Here is a 22,065-nt window from a genome sequence, read left to right on the forward strand (position 1 = left end):
CTCCAATTCATGAGTGCGGATCGAAGACGGCTTCAAAGCGCGTGTTGGCTTCAATACCCGGGAGGTGGCGGCGCGCCGTTGTCGTAATAGACCACGCCAGGCGGCGGAGGTGGAGGCGGTGACGCATACACCACGCCCGGCGGCGGCGCGGCGGCAGCCGCATTGGAATTGGCGATGGCAGCGCCCGCGACGACACCCAGCAGGGCACCGGCAATGAGTGCACCGCCGTTGTCTCCTCCTCTGCGGCGTGGGCCGTAATAACGGGGCGGCGGTGGACGACCGTAACCCGGCCGTGGGCGATGGTATTGCGCATCGACTGAAAACGAGGAAGTCATCACCGTGACGGCGATGGCCACGCAGGTCAATGTTCGGTGTAACGGAATGCGAGAGGTGCGAGTCATCAACTTACCCTCCTCAGTGTGCAGCGTTTGTCGCAGGCATCCGGCCAGCATTGGCTGCTTGCGAAGATGGAAGTGCTCGGGGCGATATCGAGCGATGAGTACAACGTCTGACTCATCATCACTATTCGCCGTACCCCGGAGTCTATGCCAAATCATGTGTAGGTTTATTCAAACCGATCTGCCGCGTGGGGTCCGGTTCATTCAGGTGCCTAGCCTGATGGCGATACGTCGCCTTTAGCCTGAAAAACGCACAGGAAGCGTTTGACATCTGTCACTGGCCGCCAAATCGGCTAATCCCACAATAGCCAGGAACGAAGCGGGCCGCATTTCCCGGGCCGCAGGGGTTCAACCTAAACAGGTGTAATCATGCTGAGGCGATTCATTTTTGGCGTGCTGCTGCTCGCAGTGGCTGTCATCGGGTGGCAGGTCCTGGCCAAACCGGAAGACCGCGGGAATCCACGCTATTTTGCGGATCAGACGTATAACTTCGAGGCCCTTCGCGTTCTCAACGATATTGCCATCGTTGGCGGCGACACCGCAGATATAACGCAAGCCATCGGGCAGATCCGCACAGGCAATGCGAACGATTGGTATACCGCGTGGACCCAGGCGGGCGATCGCGCCATGACATTGGCCGACAACACGAACGACGCCGTCTCCAAGGGCAACGCGTTGCTACGCGCGCACAACTACTACCGATCGGCAGAGTTCTTTCTTGCGCCGAACGATTCGCGGCATGCCTTGGTATGGAAGAAAAACATCGATGCCTTTTACAAGGGGCTCAATGTGCTTGATGTCAACTACGAACGCATCCAGGTTCCCTATGGCAACCATCATCTGAACGCCGTTTACTATCCGGGGCCTGCCGGTTCTGAGAACAAACCGTTGCTTGTCGTGGTCGGCGGCTATGACAGCACCATGGAAGAACTGTATTTCCACGTCGCTGCCGCTGCGCATCAGCGTGGTTATTCCGTGTTGACGTATGAAGGGCCGGGGCAGGGTTCCATCTTGCGCGAACAAGGCCTGGCCTTCACGCCCGAATGGGAAAAACCCACGGGTGCGGTGCTCGATACCTTTCTTGCGAAACATCCGGTTTCTCAAAAGATCGTGCTGATCGGCGAAAGCATGGGCGGCTATCTCGCGCCACGTGCAGCAGCGTTCGATCCGCGCATCAACGGTGTCGTTGCGTACGACGAGTTCTTCGATGGTTATGCGATTGCGACACGACGCGTGCCATCCTTCGTGTTCTGGTTGCGAGACCATCACTATGATGGAACCTTGCGTTTCCTCAGCGAGCATGGGCCAAAAGATCCGGGTTCGACATGGTCGATGCAGAACGGCATGTGGGTGTTCGGTGTGAACGATCCCTTTGCAGTCCTGGACGCTTTCAAGCCATATACGCTGGCGTCCGTCGCATCGCGCATCACCGGCGATGTGCTCATTCTCGCTGGCGCGGACGATCACTTCGTGCCGCTAGATCAGGTCGATGCATTTCAGAAGAGCCTGACGCATGCACGCAGCGTTACCACGAAGGTCTTCGATCGCGAATCGGGCGGTGGCGAGCATTGCCAGATCGGTGCGGCGAGCCTATGGCACGCGACGCTTTTCGACTGGTTGGCCCAGAAGTATGGCCAGCCCGATCAGGCGGCTCCGGTCAATCAAAAGTAAGCCGCGACCGGCATAAATGTTTCATCGATCGCCGATAAGATACCGTCACCTGTCGATACAGGTGGCGGTCCCTCGCATCGGATTAAGGAGACGTGCTGTGCAGAAGTCGTTAATGTGTTGCGCTATCGCGCTTATGACGGTTGGCGGATGGGCCCAGGCTCAAACCGCTCCGAAAAAACTGCCGGCCATAGAGGTCCTCGGCAAAGGCGTCCAGATATACACCTGCAAAGCATCCAACGGTGCTTATGCGTGGACCTTGAAGGCACCCGATGCGACCCTGATCGACGCGAAAGGCAGCGCGATCGGCAAACATTTCGCCGGACCAAGCTGGCAGGCCAACGATGGCAGCACGGTCGTCGGCGAACCCCTGAACGTTTCAGCCTCGCCTGACGCAGGTGCTGTTGCGTGGCTTGTATTGCATGCCAAGTCCCATACGGGCGACGGTGTCATGGCGAATGTCCAATACATCGTGCGCACACATACACAAGGCGGTGTGGCACCCGCTAGCGGCTGCGATGCAAGCCATGCTGGCGCGGAAGTTCGCGTGCCGTACAGCGCCACCTATACCTTCTTCCGCGGTTGAGAGAAGTAGTCCAATCGTGGTGAATGACGGTTGGCGCTAGGGACTGAAGACAAGCACGAGGAAAACGATAAACATCGAAAGATGCACCGCACCCTCGAGCATCGTCGTGCGGGCATTCGAGAACGTCATCGCGCTCAGGACAAGTGTCGCCACCGCCATCACGATTCCCGACGAAGGCAAACCGAGTAACACCGGGTGTCCGGTGTAGAGGCCGATGGCGAGAACCGCGGGAATTGTAAGACCAAGCGTTGAAGCAACCGCGCCGAGACAAAGGTTGATCGCTCGCGTAAGCCGGTCGGCACGAATGGCAATCAGCGCGGAAATACCTTCCGGCGCGAATACCAGCATCGCAATGATGATGCCCCCCAGCGCCACCGGCGCGCCCGTTACGGCAATGCCGTATTCCAGGATTTTCGCCAGGCTCTTGGACAGGATGACGATCGGCAGAATGTTTATCAGCAGCAGAATGAAGTGCCAAAGCAGCGACTTCTTGTCGAGCTTGTGCGGCCGTTGATGTTCGATCTCGCGCGGATCGATCGGTTGCGCGTCGGGCGCTACAAAATAGCCGCGGTGCCGCCCGGTTTGCAGCCAGATGAAAACGCCGTACAGACCGATCGTGAGGATGGAGAACATGATCGCCTGTGGCCGCGCGAGCGAGCCGTCAGACGTGGATGTCGTGAAGTCCGGCAATACAAGCGCAATGATCGTCAGCGGAACGATCACCGAGAGATACGCTGAAGCACCCTTGAGGTTGAAAGCCTGCTCGTAATGGCGAATACCGCCCATCAGCAGACCCACGCCCACGACGCCATTGAGCACGATCATCAGCACCGCATACATCGTGTCGCGCGCCAGGGTGGAACTGCCCGGCGAGCTGAGCATCACCGCCGAGATAAGCGCGACTTCGATGATGACGATGGAAAGGGTCAGCACCAGCGTGCCTAGCGGCTCGCCGAGCATGTCCGCCAGCGTTTCCGCTTCATGCACGACACCAAAGGCCACCCAGATGATGGCGACGAATAGCCACACGAATAACCCGAGGGTGAACATGTGGTTATCGAGATGCGTCATCCATCCTGATCCGAAGATCAGGAATAGTGCGACGCTCAGCCAGCCAAAGACCGGGCGTGCTGCTGTCATGATCGTCCGCATGATGTCCTCGACCTGTCGCTATGGACCCGTTGTGTGCGGGCGTTATCGCAATAGTAAGCGTTAAGGTGATGAGGTGGGGAGTGGATTCCCTTGTCGCGACGTGCTTTTCGACAAAAGTACGACCTTCGGACGTCGTGCGAGGCGGTAAGCGGCCCGTGGACCTGCATTGGCAGCCGCATCGTTATGATAGTGAGATGACTTCAGACCTTCATGCTGGCAGCACACGCTCGATGTGGGTAACGAAGTCGAAGTCTCATCATCCGACGATGGCGAAACGCGGTTCGTCGACTTTCCATTTTTGCTTGTCATCGGAATAACGCGATGTAAAGGATGGTTAAAAATATTTTCCCGCGCATGTCCGTGCAGGGCAGTCAATGCTCACCGATAACGTTATGGTCAATCGCTTCGCTGCTTGCCAATCCGGATGCACACGCCCTTGCTATGAATCGTGACACTGGAGCCTTGATTGCCTCGGCCCGATTCCTCGGCAGATCAACCTGTCCCCGTTATTTCACCATCGGGTTTCGATGGATTTAATCGATGTGGCGTGTCGCCTCGCACACATACAGTCGCACACAGTCATAACGCAATCTGAAAACGTTTCCTCGTCACGCTCTTTGCACGACTGAGCGATATACGCTTGGAAACCAAGCGGTCTTGGGGCTGCCGCTTGCTAGGGGAAGTGTGCAAATGCCACCCAAAGTATCCGGTGTCTGGGTAGCGACGAATGACGCATGAGTTGTTTTGATTGTCCGTGTCGTAAGCACGGCCGGCATTTCCCTTCGTATATCCGGCTGCAATCAAGCACACGAAAGTCAGGCAACAACAAAGTCGCACTCTAAGTAGCTATTGCCTTCCATCGAGCGCTATATCGCCGCACGGAGTTTGCTCTATGCCACGATTGCCACGGTTTGATATTGCCGGTGTGCCGCAACATGTGCTGCAGCGTGGTCGTGGCAGCAATGCCTGCTTTTTTTCCACAGACGATTATCAGTGCTATCTCACGCAACTTCTGCATGCGAGCCAGCGATGGCAATGTGCGGTGCATGCCTATGTGCTGATGCCAAATCACGTGCATCTGCTCGTAACGCCTTCGCGTCTGGGCGCATTGGCGGGGATGATGCAATCTATCGGACGAAATTACGTCAACTACGTCAATATGACGTACCACCGCACCGGGACCTTATGGGAAGGGCGCTACAAATCGTGCCTGGTCGATGCGGAACACTATCTTTTGATGTGCTACCGCTACATCGAACTGAATCCCATTCGGGCAGGCGTGGCGGTTGAGCCATCGGTCTATCCGTGGTCCAGCTACCGTTGTAACGCCCTGGGGGATATCGATGCGCTGATCGAGCCGCACGCGCAGTATCTTTCGCTCGGCTGGGACGATGAAGAGCGTCTGCGGGCGTACAGGGACTTGTTTGCAAACGACATCAGCCGGGCGAGTCTTGACGAAATTCGCACTTACGTTCAACAGCAGCGTGTACTCGGTTCTCCTGCTTTTCAAATGCAAGTGGAGGCGAGGCTCGGCCGATATGCGAAGGCGCGTCCGCCGCATCGCCCCCGGCGTGTTCCGGACATGCTGGCGTCGAGGCGCTAGCCGAATAAGAGTGACTATTTCAACGTGCGCAGCTGTGACGGATAGGGTTACGTAGCCCTTGCGGGCTTGTTGTGTCGCCATCCGCGCCAAAGTGCTATGGCGTCTGGCAAAATCGAGCCATTGCCCGCAGGAATATCTGGACATGCTCGATGCCGTCTCCAAACCGGCCAATTCGCCTGGCCGTGTGCTGTTCGCCAGTTTGATTGGCACGACTATCGAATTCTTCGATTTCTACATCTACGCCACCGCAGCGGTGTTGGTCTTCCCGAAGTTGTTCTTTCCGGCGGGGGATGCGGCCTCGGCGACGTTGCAGTCGTTTGCGACTTTCGCGCTGGCGTTCGTTGCGCGGCCTATCGGCTCGGCCTTGTTCGGGCACTTTGGCGACCGGATCGGCCGCAAGGCAACGCTGGTCGCGGCACTACTGACGATGGGGCTGTCCACGGTCGCCATTGGTCTGCTACCCACGTATGCGCACATTGGCTTGATGGCCCCCGCACTGCTGGCCTTGTGTCGCCTTGGTCAGGGCCTTGGCCTGGGTGGCGAATGGGGTGGTGCAGTATTGCTCGCCATTGAAAACGCGCCGCCCGGAAAACGTGGCTGGTACGGCATGTTTCCACAGCTCGGTGCACCTATTGGATTTTTCATCGCGACCGGCGTGTTTCTGTGGCTGACGCAAAGTCTTGGAGACGCCGCTTTTTTTGCGTGGGGCTGGCGTGTGCCATTCATTGCTAGCTCCGTGCTGGTGATTGTTGGCTTGTGGATGCGTCTGCGGCTTACCGAGACGCCCGAATTTGCCCGTGCCGTCGCCAAGCACGAGCGCGTAAAAGTGCCCATGCTGAGCGTGTTCGCGCATCATTCACGCGCATTGATCTCCGGTACGTTTGCTGCACTGGCCACCTTTGTGATCTTTTATTTGATGACGGTGTTTGCGCTTTTTTGGGCAACATCGTCGTTGGCCCGTCCGCGCGAAGATTTTCTGATCGTGCAGATGGTCGGTGTGGTTTTCTTCGCATTGACCATTCCGCTTTCAGCATGGCTGGCGGACAAGCGTGGCGGCCGCTTTGCGATGATCCTTGCCACGGTGCTTATCTTTATCTTTGGTGTGGCCTACGCGCCGTTGTTTGTGCACAGCGATATGGCGTTCATGATCGTCGGCATGTGCGTCGTCGGCATCACGTACGGCCCTTTGGGCACGGTGCTCGCACAAATTTTTCCAACGACGGTGCGCTATACGGGTTCCTCATTGGCGTTCAATTTTGCGGGTATTCTCGGTGCCTCGCTCGCGCCATCTATCGCGAAATGGCTTGCTGACCATTACGGGCTCGCATACGTTGGCTATTACCTGTCGGCGGCGGCGGTTTTAACGATGATTGCGCTGTTGTTCAAGCCAGAGCCGGAGATGTAAATCCTGTGGCATTAAATGTCCGCTTGAATGCATATGAGGTATTTCATGCGTCGTGACCGTTACGCCGCAAATGGGGTTGCCGCGATTCTGTTAGCCGGGCTTTTCATGTCCGTCGCCGTGCGGTCGCAGACGGCACCCGTGCAGGGTAAGTTCGTCAATATCAGTGCGCCGGCCAATCTTGCGCCGACGCGCAAGCTTTCATGCATCGACCTAACAGACGTAAAAAACACATACACGCCACCTGACGTCTACACCGCAATACGAGCCTGCCTTGCGAAAGGTGATTACGATCGTGCGGCCATGCTCTTTCCTTTGGCAGGGGCGTACGCTCATTTCGACGCATTTCGCATTACGGATCAGACAGCGCGGGATGGCGGACAGATTTTGATCATGCAAACCTTTGCAATGATGCCGCCCGATCAGAAGCAGGCGTTCAAGCAGGCGCTTACTGTGGTGATTTCAGACCCGAAAAGACATGCCGATTTCTGTTCGGACGTAAGCAAGATCGGACCGCCCGACTATTTTCCGAAATACCTGATCATGCACGGGATGAATGCTTTTCTGACGCCGCATCCCGAGCAGAATGCGTTGGTGCCGAATTTCGATGCGCAGGGTACTTGGACCAAACTTCAGGCGGAATACTTGAAGTGCGTTAACTGAGCCCCGTTTTAGAGAAAAAAGCCGCGCCATAGGCGCGGCTTTCTTATTCGTTTCCGACAGCGTCAATGCGCAGCGGTTCGCGCGCGATGGTGCATGGGTGGCGGTGACGCCGGTGCACGGAAGGGCACGACCGTGCTGTCCTGTGCGAGCGGTGCGTCGCCGAGCATGGCGAGCAGGGTCTCGCCATAAATCAGCTCGAAAGGTTTGCCGACGACGAACTTCCATGCGTCGGGCGTGTAATCCCCGCATGCGACAATTTTCACGGCAGAGGCATGATGGTGTTTCATCAGGCTGTACATCTCGCGTACGTCCTTTACGTCGACGTTGCGACTGTGCCAATGCCTGCATTGAACCAGCGTTGTCAATCCATGTTTGTGGACGGTCAGGTCGATGCCTGCGTCGATATCCGAATGTCCGGCGTGCTCCACCGTGTAACCGCGATAGCGAAAGGCCTGGGCGATACGGTTCTCGAATTCACGCCAATGCATCATGCGCAGCTGATCGAGTTCGTCGCGAAGGACTAGGCGCCGCGTGCGTTGGCGATAGCCCAGACAGCAAAGGAAAGCGGCGAACCAACACGCGCTTATCAAAAGCCCGACTAGGGTGAGTTGTACGGCGCTGTGCTCTCCCATGCCGTAGCGCACGAAGACGTACGCACTCGCGCCGAGCAAGATGCCGGCTGGCCAGTGCACCGATACGAATCGTTCGATGCGTTGTGTTCCGTGCTTCGCCATCAACTCCCCCGAGCTGTGAACGTTGCTTACTGAAACGTCTGTTGACCTTAGCGCGGACGATTGGGGAGATCAGCGTGCACTGCGGCATACGGCCGCAGCGCGGATTTGACGCGTTTGCAGGGCGTTCCGTGGCGACCGTTTTGTGCGCTGCGGCGACGCTTTGTTACAGATCTTAGGGAGGTAGAGGACAAAAAGCCGGGCGCTGGCACGCCCCCTGGTCGGGGATGCCCCTATAGCGAGTCGAGTTCACGGCTGCTGCCATTCCGGAACCAGCATGGACAGATCCGTCACGCCGACATCGACGCCGGACTGAGTCAGCAAGGTAGTGATCTGCCCACGATGGTGCGTTTGATGATTGAAAAAGTGCTGCAGCAAAGGGCCAAACTGACGAACGTAGGGCTCGCCTTTGGTGTTCTTGTAGGACAGCGGTTGCTCGAAGTCGTTGTCGGTCGTTTCGCCGATGAACGTGATGATCATCTCATCCATGCCTACCCTCGCCTTATGCAAGGACGGCAGTTCGGAGTGCAGTGGTTCATTCAGTGCACGAGGCATAGGCAGCGCGTGCGCAGGTCCCAGCGCGGCAAAACGTGCAGGGTGATCGGCAAAGCGCCTCAGCCAGATGGTGTCGGCCACCATCAGATGATTGAGCGTGCCGAACACCGAGCCGAAAAATGCACCCTTGTTAGCGTGCAGCGTTTCGTTATCGAGCTTGGAGGCCGCGTCATAAACTTTGGCGTTCATCCATTGGTTGTAACGGGCCATCAGTTCGAAGTGGCTTTTTTGCGACATGGCTGCTCCGGCGTTCGTGCGCGTTGTCCGAGAGGAAACATGTTGGCGCACGCTAAACGGCCCGGCAACGGCGAGAGGTCATACGTGTCGACGGGCCCTTCACGCGACAGCGGCACAATCATCCTGCCTACGCCGAATCATCCGGTTTAGCCGCCGCCACTTGCCGGAGTGCCCCATGAACCACAGGACGCCAACCCACGTATCTCATGTTCCCGTCAATTGGAGCGATCCGGAGCTGGCGTCGCTGCTGAATCGAAGTGACGGCTGGCAATTGGACAACCGGGGCGGGTATGCACCCCAAAACGTCGACGTTTTTGTCGGCTGGAGCTCAGCAGCGGGCCGTCCCGCCACATTGGTGTGGGAGCGTGGCCAATCCGCCGTGGTTGCGGCCGCTTTTCCGATCGGGCAGGGCGAGCATGTGCGCGTCGAGCGGCATATGGGCGGCAACGTGCGCATCCTTTTTGGCGTGGTGATCGAGGGCCGCGAGGGCTTTCGCGAAGATGACGTTCAGCGAGGCATTCGCCTCTACTGGCTGCGGGTCAACACGCAAAAATCCTGACCTGCACAGCTGTGGCTATCGGGGCTTAAGGAAAACTCCAGTCCGGTCGATAACACACGTAAGCGCGTAAACCATCCAGATTCAGCCTGCTTTTAGCGGTTTCGGTCGTGGGCACGATCATTGCAAGCCACCTGTTGAGCTTGCACGGATCCGAACCGCAGAGGTCGGGACGAATCGCAAGTGGTGAATGTGCAGAAGAAGTGCCGCGTGTGGATTTGAGTGGATTGAACCCGAAAATGACTCATTACAAGCCTAGCTCGAAGCTGTCGAAGCAGCAGGTGGATTGGAACGATCCACACCTGCAATCGCTGCTGCAAAAAACCGAGCACTGGCGGCTGGACAATCGTGGCGCATTTTCGGCACAAGAAGTCCGGATTTTCGTCGGACTGGGTGACGAAGCGGGTCAGTCCGCTTTCCTGGTCTGGGAAGGCGAGCAGGTCGTCGTGCTGGAGACGCTGTTCTCCATCCGCAAGGGCGAGCACGTGCGCCTGGACCGTTTGACGCCAGGTGTTTCGCGGACTGCGTGGGGCGTCGTCGTCGACGGTCGCGAAGGCAGCCGGGAAGAAGACCGTTTGCACGGCGTGCACGTGCATTGGCTGCACATGTGTTGAGTCTTCCTCAGGCGGTTGCCGCATCCGCCTGGTTCGGCCAGGGCACATCGCCCGATAGCAGATAGAAACCCACTTGTGCGCGTTTGGCGTGGCGCTTGGCGCGTGCGGCCAGCGTCGCCAGCGTTTCCGGGCGCCCCGGGAAAGGCGGAAGCACACGCACGGCGCCGATGGCGACAGTGGTGAGGGGAAAGAACTGCGTGTTCCCGTGCCGGTCTTCTCCGACGATGCCCTGGCGAGCAATGTCTTCGGCCGCAAACAGACTGCGTGCGCCCTGATTGAACAAGGCCACCATCTCCTTGCAGCGGATTTCCCAGTCGTCGCTTTGGAGTACGAGCAGGAAATCGTCTCCGCCGATGTGGCCGACAAAGTCCGAACGCGGATTCACGTGAGCGGTGAGAATGCCCGCCAGCAGGCGAATCATTTCATCGCCGCGGAAGTAGCCGTATTGGTCGTTGAACGGCTTGAAATGGTTGAGATCCACATAGGCCACCGTAAAAGACACCTCGGCACGAAGTAGCCGCGCCACATGTTCGGTGACGGGAATATTGCCGGGCAAGAAGGTGAGCGGATTGGCGTAGCGCGCAGCTTCGATCCTCAGTTCGGTGACACGGCGCACCAGCGATTCGCCGGTGCCCAGTCCCAGGTAGTTCCCGTCGCGTGTGATGACGAAGCCATCGCTCAAATAGCGCTGATCCTGTCCGCGCAGGATATCGGCCATGTTTTCCAGCGATTCCCACACGTCACACGTCAATGGTGCCTCGTGCATGAAAGCGGTGCAGCTTTTGCGCCCGTAAAGTTCGCGCGTGTACGGCTGGGCCATGCGCTCGCTGAAAATACGGCGATTGATGATGCCGACAGGACGGTCCGCTTCAACCACAGCCAGTGCGTGCAGCTCCGGAAACCGGGAAAACAAAGCGATGACATCGCTATTGGTGTTTTGTGCGGTCATCGCCGGCGCATCGATGACAAGATGCCCCAGGTGCATCGGCCGCTGTGTGACGGGGCCACGTAAACGGGGCGGCACGAAGATCGTGTGGTGGTTCAGCGCATCGAGTGCTGCATCGCTGATGCTTGCGCAGACGTTCATTGCGGGACGACCGAGCAGGAATCCTTGCGCATAGGGAATGCCGAGTTCTCGCAACATGCGCAAATCGTCGGCCTCTTCAACGCCTTCGCCGACCAGATCCGCGCCCAGTGTTTCGGCGACCTGACACAGTGCGCGCACGATCGCCAGACGTTCGGCGCTCTTGGCCAAGCCGTGAATCAGATAGCGGTCGATCTTGACGACTTCGGGATGAATTTCGTTCCACATCTCGAAGTTGGAGTGGCCGTTGCCAAAGTCGTCCAGGGCGAAGCGGACACCGTGCGCGCGAAGGTAACCCAATGCGTCAGCCAGGCGTGCTGGTTCGTCGACGATATCGCGCTCGGTCAACTCGATAGTGACGCGGCTGAGATCCATGCCGCCGGCACCCAGCGCAGCAAGCAGATCGTGGGGTTTGACCGATTCGTGCATGAACGCTTGTGCGCTCATATTGACCAGCAAACGTCCGGGCGCCCGCTGCGCCATGAAGGCGCTGCATACGGTACGCGCGGCCGCGAGTTCGAATTCGCCCAGGCGCCCTTCGACACGCGCAATGTTCAGCAGCTCCGGTGTGCTGATACCGCCGAGTTCCGGCGGAGATCGCACCAAGCCCTCATGCGCGACGATTTCCATCTTGTCCAGCCGAACAATGGGCTGGAACACCGCATGCAAACCATTCTGCGCGCGATCGAGCAGACTGGATAAGCGGACGGAGTCGCGAGGAAAGGCCATGAGACAGGTCAGGCGGCTTCGTCAAAAGCGGGCGGTGTGGCGTGCCGGGTCATCACTTGACGCACGAACGCGCTTGCGTCGGTTCCATGAGTGGGTACGTCTGCATCGCCAGCCGTTTCATCGATGTGGAAAAAATCCATCTGCTGCAGAAGCGCCTCGGCATTGCCGCGCATGGCGTGACTCATCATCGCTGTGCGTTCCACGAGGGTGGCGTTTTCCTGCGTCATGGTGTCCATGCCCATGACGGCGAGATTGACCTGATCGATACCTGCTTTCTGCTCGCGGCCCGACAACGCCATGCCTGCGACTTTCTCGGAAACCTGCACGGCACTGGAGACGATGCCGATCAACGCTTCGCCCGAGCGCTTCGCAAAGGTGCGGCCGTCCAGTACAGCGTCGTTGCTTTCTTCGATGGATCGGCGGACATCGCGTGCGGCGCCAGCGCAGCGTTGTGCAAGCTGGCGCACTTCGGCGGCGACCACCGCAAATCCACGGCCGTGCTCGCCAGCGCGCGCGGCTTCGACGGCCGCGTTGAGCGCGAGCAGGTTGGTCTGAAAGGCGACATCATTGATCAGGCCGGCATACTCGGCGATGCGTTGACCCGACTGGTCGATGGCATCCATCGCCGTGACCGTTTGCTCGACAATCTGCCTGCCTTGTTCGGCCAGCTGACGCGAGGTGGTGGCAACGCGATCGGCCTGTTCGGCCATCATGGTTGCTTCAGCAACGCTCGCTGCCATTTCCTCCATCGACGCAGAACTTTCTTCAAGACTCGCCGCCTGGGCTTGCGTACGCTGGCTCAGCGCATGCGTACTTTGCGCAAGAGCATGCGCGCCATCGCGCACGCTGGCGGCGCCAGCGCGAACTTTTCGCACGACATCGGCAAGCTGCGTATCCATCACGGCCAGTGCGCGCAGCAGGTCACCGATTTCATCGGGACGGCCGACGTCGACGGATTGGCCCAGTTCGCCACGGGCGATGCGTTGGGCCACGCCCGAAGCCAGACGCAGACGTGCGCCAAGTGCACGAATCAGAATGCCGTCGGTCAAGCATGCCAATAGAAGGGCGCTGGCAAACACGGCCAGTAGCATCATTACATCCTTCCGATTGGCAGCGTGTTGCGAGAGCGCTTGCGTCTCGCCCGACTTCAGCGCGTTTTCGAAGAGATTGTTGACATCACTCTGCAGCGGGACGAGATCCGGTTGTACATCGGTAGCAAGTTTCAACTGAGCGATATCGAATTGTCCGGCCTGCAGCAACGTCAGTGTGTCGTCCATGGCCTGTTCGGCGTCTTTGCGATGATCCGCGGCAATCGTGAGCAGCTGTTTCTGTTGTATGCCGAGTCCACTTTGCAAGAGCGGTTTCCAATAGCGATCAATGTCGACGCGGTTGCTTTTGATCGCCGTGGCGGCTTCATCTACAGCCGATGGCAAGCGCATCAGCACAGCGTGAGAGAGCACCTGATAGTCGTTGTTGAAATCGCTCTGGATGCGGCCAACGTCCGAAATGGGGGCGAGTGTGTCGTCTACGACGGATTGGATCCGCGTGTCTGCGTGCATCAGTGCCATGGTGCACAACGTTCCGATCGCGATCAGCAGAACGAGGATGCCAGCGAGACGGAGCAGCAGAATTCGGCGAAGGGTGATACGGAATAAACCGGAAGTCAGACGAGGCATGACGCACCAACGGGGGAGGGGATGCCTCCTAGTCGGCAATGATGACGTCGACTTGAGCCTGATGCAAAAATAAAATCTTTTGTTTCAAATGGTTGACGAAGGCGTGACGGTTTCATCGCAACGCGCATTCATCGTCATGTGCGTTACGGATCGGCGGGCGCTGCGATGAGGGAAGGCACATCGCGTGCAGCCTGTGCATGCAGCACGAGCGTGAGCACGATCGACAGCATGGCCGCGACGGCGGCAAATCCATAAATCGCGTTGTAACCCATGCCACTGGCAATCCATCCGCCGAGCGGCCCGGTGACCGCCATGGCGACGTCCATGAAAACCGAATACACACCGAGCGCCGATCCACGACTGTTTGGTGGCACGCGATGCACCGCTTCGACTCCGAGCGCGGGAAAGACGAGCGAAAAACCAAGGCCTGCGATGGCTGCGCCTGCGATGGCCACCCAAGCGTGACTCGCCACGCAGAGCGTGATGAGACCGATCGCCTCAACCGCTAGCGACACCATGGCGACGCGATAACCGCCGAACCAGTTGATGGTGCGCGCCAGCACAAAGCGTACGCCGACGAAGACGCCGCCGAATACGGTGAGCGTGAGCGCTGCGTTGTCCCAGCCGTGCGATGCGTAGAAAAGCGTGATGAACGTGGCGATGCAGCCGAAGCCGATGGATCCGAGCGCGAGTCCGATACCGTAAGGTACGACACGCGTTGCGACGGTGCGGAACGGCGAGCGCTCACCGTGCTCGACCGTGGTGGCGCGTTTCAATCGCGCGAGCGGCAGCGCGATGGTTGGCAACAGCAGCGAGACGATACCGATGGCGGCAAAGCCGAAGTGCTGTTGAATCAGCACGCCCAATGGTGCGCCGGCTGCGAGCGCACCGTAGGTCGCCACGCCATTCCACGATATCACGCGTGCCGTGTGCTGGTGTCCGACCTGTCCCATGCCCCAGGCGATGGCGCCGGTGCCGACGCAACTCTCCGCACAGCCAAGTGCGAGACGCGCAATGAAAATCAGCGCGAGACTTAAAACGGGCCAGTGACTGCACAGCGCGCCTAACGCAAGCAATGCACCGCTGACGGCACACATCGCCAATCCGGTCATCACTGTGCGTTTCGGGCCTTTCGAATCGGCCATGCGGCCTGCATGCGGGCGGCTGAGCAGCGTCGCCACGTACTGCATGCTGATCGCCAATCCCGCGAGCATCGCGCCATAGCCGAGATTGGAATGCACGAAACCGGGCAACACCGCCAGCGATAAGCCGATGGTGAGGTACGCGATAAACGTGAAAGCGACGGTGCTGAGGATGGAGATCAGCACGCGGGAGCTGCGACTATCGGGAGTCGCGGGGACGCGGGAGGCATCGGCCATGGGAATCGGGAGCTACCAGACAACTGTACCGGTTCGGGGTGACCGGCGATACCGATTATACATCAGCATGCTGCGTTGCGACATTCCGGGATGTCATGACACCTCCCGCCAATGCGGGAGGCGGGCAGGGTGCGCCGCTGAAGGTTATGCCGCCACGTTTTCCAGTGCTGCGATATCGATCTTCTTCATGGTCAGCATGGCTTGCATGACCTTACCTGCCTTGGTGCGATCAGGGCCACTCAACAGCTCGATCAATCGCGCCGGCACGATTTGCCACGACAATCCGTAACGATCCTTCAGCCAGCCACATGCTTGCGCGGAGGGATCGCCATCTTTCGAAAGATGGTTCCAGAAATGGTCGACTTCATCCTGGTTGTTGCAATGGACGACGAGCGATAGCGCCGGATTGAAGGTGAATAGCGGGCCGCCATTCAGTGCACCGAATTCCACCCCGTCCAGCTCGAACGCGATGGTCATGACGGAACCTTCGGGCTTGCCGGTCGTCTTCGCCGCTTCCTTCCCGTAGCGATTGACGGTGAGGATGCGGGAGTTCTCGAAGATCGATACGTAATAGTCGGCCGCTTCCTCAGCTTGATCGTCGAACCAGAGGAAGGGAGTGATGCGTTGGAAGCGTGTGTTCACGGCGGATCTCCTTTGGCGATATCGAAATGATGACCACCCATGCGACGAATAGCGTTGCGTGAGTTCGACACATCTTTCATGTCGACGTATCACGCAGACATGCAACCGCTTTGATGCAGAGCGGCCTGTGCTTTGTCTTCCCGAGCAATATGGCCTTCGTTGTCATGAATGTCTGAATCAAAGCTCTCGTCGTCGATGCCTTTTCCTTCGCGATAGAAGGTGTGAACCCCGTCACGTTAATCATCGGGCAGACGTCCAAATGACGATACGACATGTACTTGGCCTACACACAATGTGCACATTTGTGTTGTTGCAAAGCAACGTGAAAATAGGCTGTTTTTGCTTGTTTTTGCGAGTAATGCTTGTGCACGATTCGTGAAAATGCATCGCAAAAAAATACCTTTTGATTCTTTGCCAAATGAATCACGTTTCGCCGGGGGCATAGCGGCCAATTGGACTAGACAACGTTGTCAGAAGAGGCAGATACTCGCCGCGCTTTTTAGTTGTTGCTAGTTCATTACACGTTGGAACGTGCATGGACGCGTGATGGCGACTGTCCCCACATGACTGACTGGATTGCGGTCGTGAAATCGCCGATGTAGCTCACCCGTTGCGCTTCAACTCATTCCTGGAGACAGAACCATGCAATTAAAAAGAACCACGAAATTGTCCACTTTGACACTGAGCACGTTGAGCACCGCTGTCGGTGCGGCCTTTGCCACGACGTTGCTGACAGTTGCGCCGGTACAAACCGTGCACGCGCAAACCACCTGTGCTGCGGCATGGAGTTCGACGGCGATCTATACCGCGGGAAATGTCGCCAGCGAAAACGGTATCAATTACGAAGCGAACTGGTGGACGCAGGGCAATAACCCGGCCACCAATAACGGCGGTGCGGGCAGTGGCGAGCCATGGACGTCGCAAGGCGCATGTAGCAGTTCGCCGACTCCAACGCCGACCCCCACGCCGACTCCTACCCCGACTCCTACCCCGACACCGACACCGACACCTACCCCAACGCCCACACCAACACCCACACCAACACCCACACCCGCGCCGAGTGGTTTTGTGTTCAGTCCTTACAAGGACATCACGATCAACCTCAACTGGAACACGAACGTCATGCAGACGGCCGTGACCGGTACCACGCTCCCACTCGTGGGCAGCGGCAGTTTCTATTCGACGGCTGAACCAAACCTCGGTGCGATTTCGCTAGCGTTCGCCACCGGCGAATGCGGCGGCGAAAGCTGGGGCGGCGTGACATCGTCCGAGTTCATTTCCGGCAATATCAGTGCGCTCTCCAGTGCCGGATTGAACTATGTCGTCTCCACGGGCGGTCAGGCAGGCGTATTCACCTGTTCGTCGCCATCCGCGTTCGAGAGCTTCATTGCCAGCTACTACACGCCGCATATGGTCGGCGTCGATTTCGACATCGAAGGTGGACAGACGCAGGCAGATATCCAGCAGCTCGTGGCCGATGCCGCGGCCGCGCAATCGCAATATCCGAATCTGCGCTTCTCGTTCACGATCGCCACGCTCGCAGCGTCGGACGGAAGTTACGGCGGCGTCAATTCGCTCGGCGCGGAAGTCGTTCAAGCCATCCAGGCATCGAGCCCGGCGCTCAACAACTACACCGTCAATCTGATGACGATGGACTACGGTGGCACCAGTACCGCGAATTGCGTTGTGGTGAGCGGTGCGTGCGAAATGGGGCAGTCGGCGATTCAAGCTGTAGAGAATCTGGAACACACCTACGGCATTCCGGCCAGCCATATCGAACTGACGCCGATGATCGGTCAGAACGATTCGCAAGGTGAAATCACCACTATCGCGGATGTCGACACCATCACTAACTATGCGACTGCCAACGGTTTGGCTGGGTTGCATTTCTGGTCGCTGGATCGCGATACGCCGTGCGCTTCCGGCTCGGCTTCCTCGACGTGCAACTCGATTCCGACGTCGACATCGTTGCAATACACCAACGAGTTCCTCAAGGACCTCGGCAAGTAATTCAGGGGTAGGGGAGCGCTGATGCGGCACAGGGCCATTGCCGGTGCCGCATCAGCCAGGTTGAAGAATCACAGACGACATCGGCGCCTAAGCGCCGGTGTCGTCACAAGCACACAAAGATGCCGCCCATCCATTTCAAGCAGAACCCATCACACGCAGTACGGTGCACGGATGCGTAAGGGCGACTGTCCCCGCACGGCTGCCCGGAATGCAGCTGTGACATCGCCGATGTAACTCATCTGTTGCGGTTCAACCCAACCTTGGAGACAGTCCTATGCAAGTGAAGCGATCAACAAAGTGGTCCACCTTGACATTGAGCTCGTTGAGTACCGCAGTGTGCGCGGCGCTCTCCACGACGTTGCTGACGGTTGCACCCGTCCAGGCAGTGCATGCGCAGACGACGTGCGCTGCCGCGTGGAATGCGAGCACGGCTTATACGCAAGGCAATGTTGTCAGCGAGAGCGGCGTCAATTACGTCGCGAACTGGTGGACGCAAGGTAATAACCCGGCGACCAACAACGGTGGATCGGGCACCGGTGAACCGTGGACGTCGGAAGGGTCGTGTAGCGGCGGCTCACCCACGCCAACCCCGACGCCCGCTCCAACGCCGACACCCACTCCAGCTCCCACTCCGACGCCTTCTGGCTCGTGTGATCCGGCATGGAATGCTTCCACCGCGTATAACGGCGGCGCACTCGTAAGCGAGAACGGCATCAACTACGAAGCAAACTGGTGGACGCAAGGCAACAATCCTGCAACCAACAACGGCGGTTCCGGCACGGGTGAGCCATGGACCGAAGTCGGCACCTGCAGCGGCTCGCCGACGCCAACACCCACCCCTACGCCGACTCCAACGCCAACACCTACCCCAACGCCGACTCCCACACCGACGCCTACTCCAGCGCCAGGTGGATTCGTGTTCAGTCCGTACAAGGACATGAGCATCAACATGAACTGGAATACGTACGCGATGGCCACGGAAGTGACCGGTACGGCCATTCCCGTGGTGGGCAGCGGCGGTCTGTATGAAACCCAGGTGCCGAATCTTCCGGCGATTTCGTTGGCCTTTGCCACGGGCGAGTGCGGTAGCGAAAGCTGGGCCGGTGTGACGCCATCTGAATTTATTTCGGCCAACATCACGCCAGGCGCGGCCAATTCGCTTTCCAGTGCCGGTTTGAATTACATCGTCTCCACCGGCGGTCAGGATGGTGTCTTTACCTGTTCGTCGCCGTCGGCGTTCGAAAGCTTCATCGCGAAGTACTACACGGCGCAGATGATTGGTGTGGACTTCGATATCGAAGGCGGACAGACGCAAGCTGAGATCCAGCAACTGGTGGCCGATGTGGCAGCGGCGCAATCGGAATACCCGAATATGCGTTTCTCCTTCACACTGGCAACGCTGGGAGCATCGGATGGCAGCTACGGTGGTGTGAACTCGCTCGGTGCGGAAGTCGTTCAAGCGATTCAGGCATCGAGTCCGGCGCTCAAGAACTACACCATCAATCTGATGACGATGGACTACGGTGGCACCAGTGCATCCAACTGTGTCGTGGTGAACGGTGCGTGCGAGATGGGCCAGTCCGCAATTCAAGCGGTAGTAAATCTGCAGCACACCTACGGTATCCCGGCCAGTCACATCGAGCTGACGCCGATGATTGGACAGAACGATAGCGGTGGTGAGATCACCACGTTGGCCGACATCGACACCATCACCAACTACGCGACCGCCAATGGGCTTGTCGGTGTGCATTTCTGGTCGCTGGATCGCGATACGCCGTGTGCGGCAGGTTCGGCCTCGTCGACCTGCAACTCGTACCCGAGCGTGGGCATCCTGGGTTACACCAATGAGGTTCTGAAAGACATCGGGAAGTAAACGGAGCAGGGGATCCTGCCGCGGGTTCGCAGGCATGCCGGACCCGCAGCAGGTGGAGGATGTGACAAGCGAACCACCGGTACGAAAGTGCCGGTGGTTTCGTTCGTTTGGCGCAGGCGACGCAGGCGCTATTTCACAATTCAGTTCGCGTAAATTTACGTAAATGTTCCGTGATTTCACCCCAAAACAACAACCGGTCACGGAAATGGTGATATCAAGCGTGCACCATGGGGACGTTGGTTGGTCCGGCTTAACAAGGACGGGGGAAGCTGAATCAGATTGCTGCCCTGCAGCACGCGGGCACGGCGTTGCTTAACCTAAGTTACGGAAAAGCAAACTTTTTCTAGACAGGGACCGCACGAATTGTGTAAGTTGTGTCAACTTACAAGAAGCTGACACGTTTGGTAATTCGAGTTGCGCCGTAGTGGTCCGACGCAGGTAATTAAAAAAGTCCAGAAAACGGGGGCGGCAGCTGCTCATGCAACGAACCTTTGTAGTCGGGTGTCCCAGATCGGGCACCACCATCGTGCAGGCCATGCTGGCCAGACATCCCGAAGTTTTCACTCTTCCTGAAACCGGATTCTTTCCGCGCTTGTTAGGCGGTCTTCATTATCGTCTCGGTGATGAAGGCGCACGGCCAGCGCGACGTAGTCTTGCGCGTCGCCTCGGATTGACGCGCCGCTACGGGCGCCGTGAATTTCTGGCACTGCAGCGCTCGTTGCTTGGCGACGAAAATCAATCCAAGCGCGCACCGTTGTTTCTGGAAACCTGTGTCGAGCATTTTGGCGACATGCTGGATGGCTTGGCCGCAAAGGCCGGTCGTTCGGCGTGGATCGAGAAGACGCCGCATCATCTCCTGTATTTGTTCGAAATCGAACAGCACATGCCGGATGCGCGTTTCATCCACGTGATTCGTCCCGGCATGGACGTGCTTGCGTCGATCACCGACGCCGAATTGCGGTACGACAACAAGTCCTTCGGTGGCGGTTTGATGCAGTGGATTCGCCGCTGGAATCGTGCGGCCGAGATTCATCGGTCGTGTATCGGCGCGCGCAATCATCATCTCGTCTTTCTGGAAGATCTCACGCGCAATCCGGCTGACGAATGGCATCGCCTTTGCCGTTTCCTTGGCCTGTCGACAAGCGTCGAGCTCGATCAAACCTGCCATCAGAACATCGCTGACCCTAAGGTCGAGCCCTGGAAGCGCGACGCACTCAGCGGTTTGCCGCAGCAGTCGGACAGCAAGGTGGAAAATCTGTTTGGCCCGCAGTTGCGCGAATGGTTGCGCGAACGGCTTTCATCGTACGAAGAGCTCTACGCGGCAAGCAGTCTGGCGTATAACCGCGAGGACTACTTCCTTACCCCCGATCAGATGCCCAAGATGCTTCCGGTGGAAACGGCGGATACCGAGGCAGATGCCGCTGCGGGTCATACCGCCACGGGTGGACGTTATCGCGTCGCCTGACGCGATCGTCAATTCCATATAGGTCGCATCAAGCAAGATATTTTTCGTTGCGCATGACAACCGTCGTGCGTAACGCATGTTTCTGCGATACGCCTCGAACGAACAAATTCAGCCTCTGCCTGTCACAATAAGAGCGTCATTGTGAAACAGGTAGAACCGTGAATCGCAGAGCAACTAGAAAGAAGCAGGCATCGTACGGCAGCTGGATTCTGGCGATTGCTGTCCTGGCCGCCATCGCGGTCGCTAGCGTGTATCTCGTACGCAAGGCCATGAACCCGGAAACATCGGCGAGCACACCCGGCACGTCCACGACGTCGGCAGCGCCGATGGCGCCGGCAAGTGCTGCAACAGCCATTCAACATCCGATTTCGCAGGCCTCGGCAGGCCCAGCGCCGGCATCCACGGCAGCGCTTCCCGCGCTGGTCGATAGCGATGCGAGCGTGCTCGATGCGTTGTCGAGCCTGGTGACCGGTGGCGATCTACGCGCATTGCTGGTGCCTAGCCAGATCATTTCTCGCGTCGTGGCAACGGTCGATGCATTGCCGCGGTCGAGCATCGGCAGCACCAACATTCTTCCCTTGCGCACGCCCAAAGGCACGATGCAGACGCAACAGGCTAACGGCGTCACCTTGATCGGCGCGCAGAATGCGGATCGTTATCAGCCCTATATGACAGTGCTGGAGAATATCGATCCGCACACGCTGGTGGCCTGGTACAAGCACAACTATCCGTTATTCCAGGAGGCTTACCGCGAGCTTGGCTATCCGCGCGGTTACTTCAACGATCGTGTCGTCGTCGCCATCGACGACATGCTTGCCGCGCCCGATCTGCACGATCCGGTAGCGGTCACGCAGGTTGGGCCGCGCTACATCTTTGTCGATCAGCGCTTGCAGTCGCTGTCGGCAGGACAAAAGCTGATGATCCGATTGGGTCCCGCCAACGAAGCGCAGCTCAAGGCAAAACTGCGCATGATTCGGGAGTTGGTAGTCGGTGGACAGGTGGCGCACTAAGCGCCATTCGGGCGACTGGCGTATATCGCAAA

19 protein-coding genes are annotated in these 22,065 nt (G+C 58.3%); 11 read left to right on the forward strand and 8 right to left on the reverse strand.

The annotated features are described in order from the left end of the window. Positions 1-50: 50 nt before the first annotated feature. The gene (locus EKH79_RS18915; protein ID WP_199754066.1) at positions 51-401 is read right to left on the reverse strand and encodes a hypothetical protein; all 351 of its coding nucleotides are present in this window, start codon (positions 399-401) and stop codon (positions 51-53) included. A gap of 624 nt (positions 402-1,025) precedes the next feature. Here EKH79_RS18915 and EKH79_RS00670 point away from each other — a divergent pair. Both EKH79_RS00670 and EKH79_RS00675 read left to right on the forward strand, forming a co-directional pair. Beyond that, the gene (locus tag EKH79_RS00670; RefSeq protein WP_425478445.1) at positions 1,026-2,069 is read left to right on the forward strand and encodes an alpha/beta hydrolase family protein; all 1,044 of its coding nucleotides are present in this window, start codon (positions 1,026-1,028) and stop codon (positions 2,067-2,069) included. Positions 2,070-2,166: 97 nt separating this feature from the next. Beyond that, a complete protein-coding gene (locus tag EKH79_RS00675) occupies positions 2,167-2,652 on the forward strand; it encodes a DUF3455 domain-containing protein (RefSeq protein WP_158621163.1) in 486 nt (161 codons plus the stop codon). Positions 2,653-2,688: 36 nt separating this feature from the next. Here the strand turns inward: EKH79_RS00675 and EKH79_RS00680 are convergent, their stop codons facing one another. Beyond that, positions 2,689-3,792, reverse strand: a complete 1,104-nt coding sequence (locus EKH79_RS00680; protein ID WP_233590105.1) for a calcium:cation antiporter — start codon at positions 3,790-3,792, stop codon at positions 2,689-2,691. A gap of 904 nt (positions 3,793-4,696) precedes the next feature. Here EKH79_RS00680 and EKH79_RS00685 point away from each other — a divergent pair. The 3 genes from EKH79_RS00685 to EKH79_RS00695 all read left to right on the forward strand — a co-directional run bounded on the left by EKH79_RS00685 (position 4,697) and on the right by EKH79_RS00695 (position 7,472). Next, positions 4,697-5,407, forward strand: a complete 711-nt coding sequence (locus EKH79_RS00685) for a transposase (RefSeq protein WP_126671865.1) — start codon at positions 4,697-4,699, stop codon at positions 5,405-5,407. A 142-nt stretch (positions 5,408-5,549) separates the two neighbouring features. Continuing rightward, a complete protein-coding gene (locus EKH79_RS00690) occupies positions 5,550-6,812 on the forward strand; it encodes an MFS transporter (protein ID WP_126671866.1) in 1,263 nt (420 codons plus the stop codon). A gap of 105 nt (positions 6,813-6,917) precedes the next feature. Continuing rightward, on the forward strand, positions 6,918-7,472 hold the full coding sequence (locus EKH79_RS00695; protein ID WP_126671867.1) for a hypothetical protein: 555 nt from the start codon (positions 6,918-6,920) through the stop codon (positions 7,470-7,472). Between the two features lie 62 nt (positions 7,473-7,534). Here EKH79_RS00695 and EKH79_RS00700 read toward each other — a convergent pair whose 3' ends face one another. After that, a complete protein-coding gene (locus tag EKH79_RS00700) occupies positions 7,535-8,206 on the reverse strand; it encodes a restriction endonuclease (RefSeq protein ID WP_126671868.1) in 672 nt (223 codons plus the stop codon). A 246-nt stretch (positions 8,207-8,452) separates the two neighbouring features. After that, entirely contained in the window at positions 8,453-8,995 is a 543-nt protein-coding gene (locus tag EKH79_RS00705; protein WP_126671869.1) for a DinB family protein, read from the reverse strand. Between the two features lie 175 nt (positions 8,996-9,170). On the opposite strand from EKH79_RS00705, the gene EKH79_RS00710 reads away from it, so the two are divergent. Together EKH79_RS00710 and EKH79_RS00715 are read left to right on the forward strand one after the other, a co-directional pair. Then, on the forward strand, positions 9,171-9,554 hold the full coding sequence (locus tag EKH79_RS00710) for a hypothetical protein (RefSeq protein WP_126671870.1): 384 nt from the start codon (positions 9,171-9,173) through the stop codon (positions 9,552-9,554). Positions 9,555-9,790: 236 nt separating this feature from the next. After that, positions 9,791-10,165 carry a hypothetical protein gene (locus tag EKH79_RS00715; protein WP_126671871.1) on the forward strand — a complete coding sequence of 125 codons (375 nt, stop codon included), beginning with the start codon at positions 9,791-9,793 and terminating at the stop codon, positions 10,163-10,165. A 7-nt stretch (positions 10,166-10,172) separates the two neighbouring features. Here the strand turns inward: EKH79_RS00715 and EKH79_RS00720 are convergent, their stop codons facing one another. The 4 genes from EKH79_RS00720 to EKH79_RS00735 all read right to left on the reverse strand — a co-directional run bounded on the left by EKH79_RS00720 (position 10,173) and on the right by EKH79_RS00735 (position 15,675). Then, positions 10,173-11,978 (reverse strand): GGDEF domain-containing protein, encoded by a 1,806-nt coding sequence (locus EKH79_RS00720; protein ID WP_126671872.1) that lies wholly within the window; start codon positions 11,976-11,978, stop codon positions 10,173-10,175. 8 nt (positions 11,979-11,986) lie between these two features. Then, complete coding sequence (locus tag EKH79_RS00725) at positions 11,987-13,654, reverse strand: methyl-accepting chemotaxis protein (RefSeq protein ID WP_126671873.1); 1,668 nt, start codon at positions 13,652-13,654, stop codon at positions 11,987-11,989. A 143-nt stretch (positions 13,655-13,797) separates the two neighbouring features. Further along, positions 13,798-15,033, reverse strand: a complete 1,236-nt coding sequence (locus EKH79_RS00730; protein ID WP_126671874.1) for an MFS transporter — start codon at positions 15,031-15,033, stop codon at positions 13,798-13,800. 144 nt (positions 15,034-15,177) lie between these two features. Beyond that, positions 15,178-15,675 carry a VOC family protein gene (locus tag EKH79_RS00735; RefSeq protein ID WP_126671875.1) on the reverse strand — a complete coding sequence of 166 codons (498 nt, stop codon included), beginning with the start codon at positions 15,673-15,675 and terminating at the stop codon, positions 15,178-15,180. Positions 15,676-16,341: 666 nt separating this feature from the next. On the opposite strand from EKH79_RS00735, the gene EKH79_RS00740 reads away from it, so the two are divergent. The 4 genes from EKH79_RS00740 (at position 16,342) to EKH79_RS00755 (ending at position 22,033) form a co-directional block, all read left to right on the forward strand. Beyond that, on the forward strand, positions 16,342-17,685 hold the full coding sequence (locus EKH79_RS00740) for a carbohydrate-binding protein (protein ID WP_233590108.1): 1,344 nt from the start codon (positions 16,342-16,344) through the stop codon (positions 17,683-17,685). Between the two features lie 274 nt (positions 17,686-17,959). Next, complete coding sequence (locus EKH79_RS19125; RefSeq protein ID WP_126671877.1) at positions 17,960-19,558, forward strand: carbohydrate-binding protein; 1,599 nt, start codon at positions 17,960-17,962, stop codon at positions 19,556-19,558. A gap of 478 nt (positions 19,559-20,036) precedes the next feature. Next, positions 20,037-21,023 carry a sulfotransferase family protein gene (locus EKH79_RS00750; RefSeq protein WP_126671878.1) on the forward strand — a complete coding sequence of 329 codons (987 nt, stop codon included), beginning with the start codon at positions 20,037-20,039 and terminating at the stop codon, positions 21,021-21,023. Between the two features lie 158 nt (positions 21,024-21,181). Continuing rightward, positions 21,182-22,033 (forward strand): DUF3014 domain-containing protein, encoded by an 852-nt coding sequence (locus EKH79_RS00755; protein ID WP_233590109.1) that lies wholly within the window; start codon positions 21,182-21,184, stop codon positions 22,031-22,033. The last annotated feature ends 32 nt before the right edge of the window (positions 22,034-22,065 follow it).

The organism is Dyella dinghuensis (assembly GCF_003977615.1).
In the GTDB taxonomy this organism is placed as follows: Bacteria; Pseudomonadota; Gammaproteobacteria; order Xanthomonadales; family Rhodanobacteraceae; genus Dyella_B; species Dyella_B dinghuensis.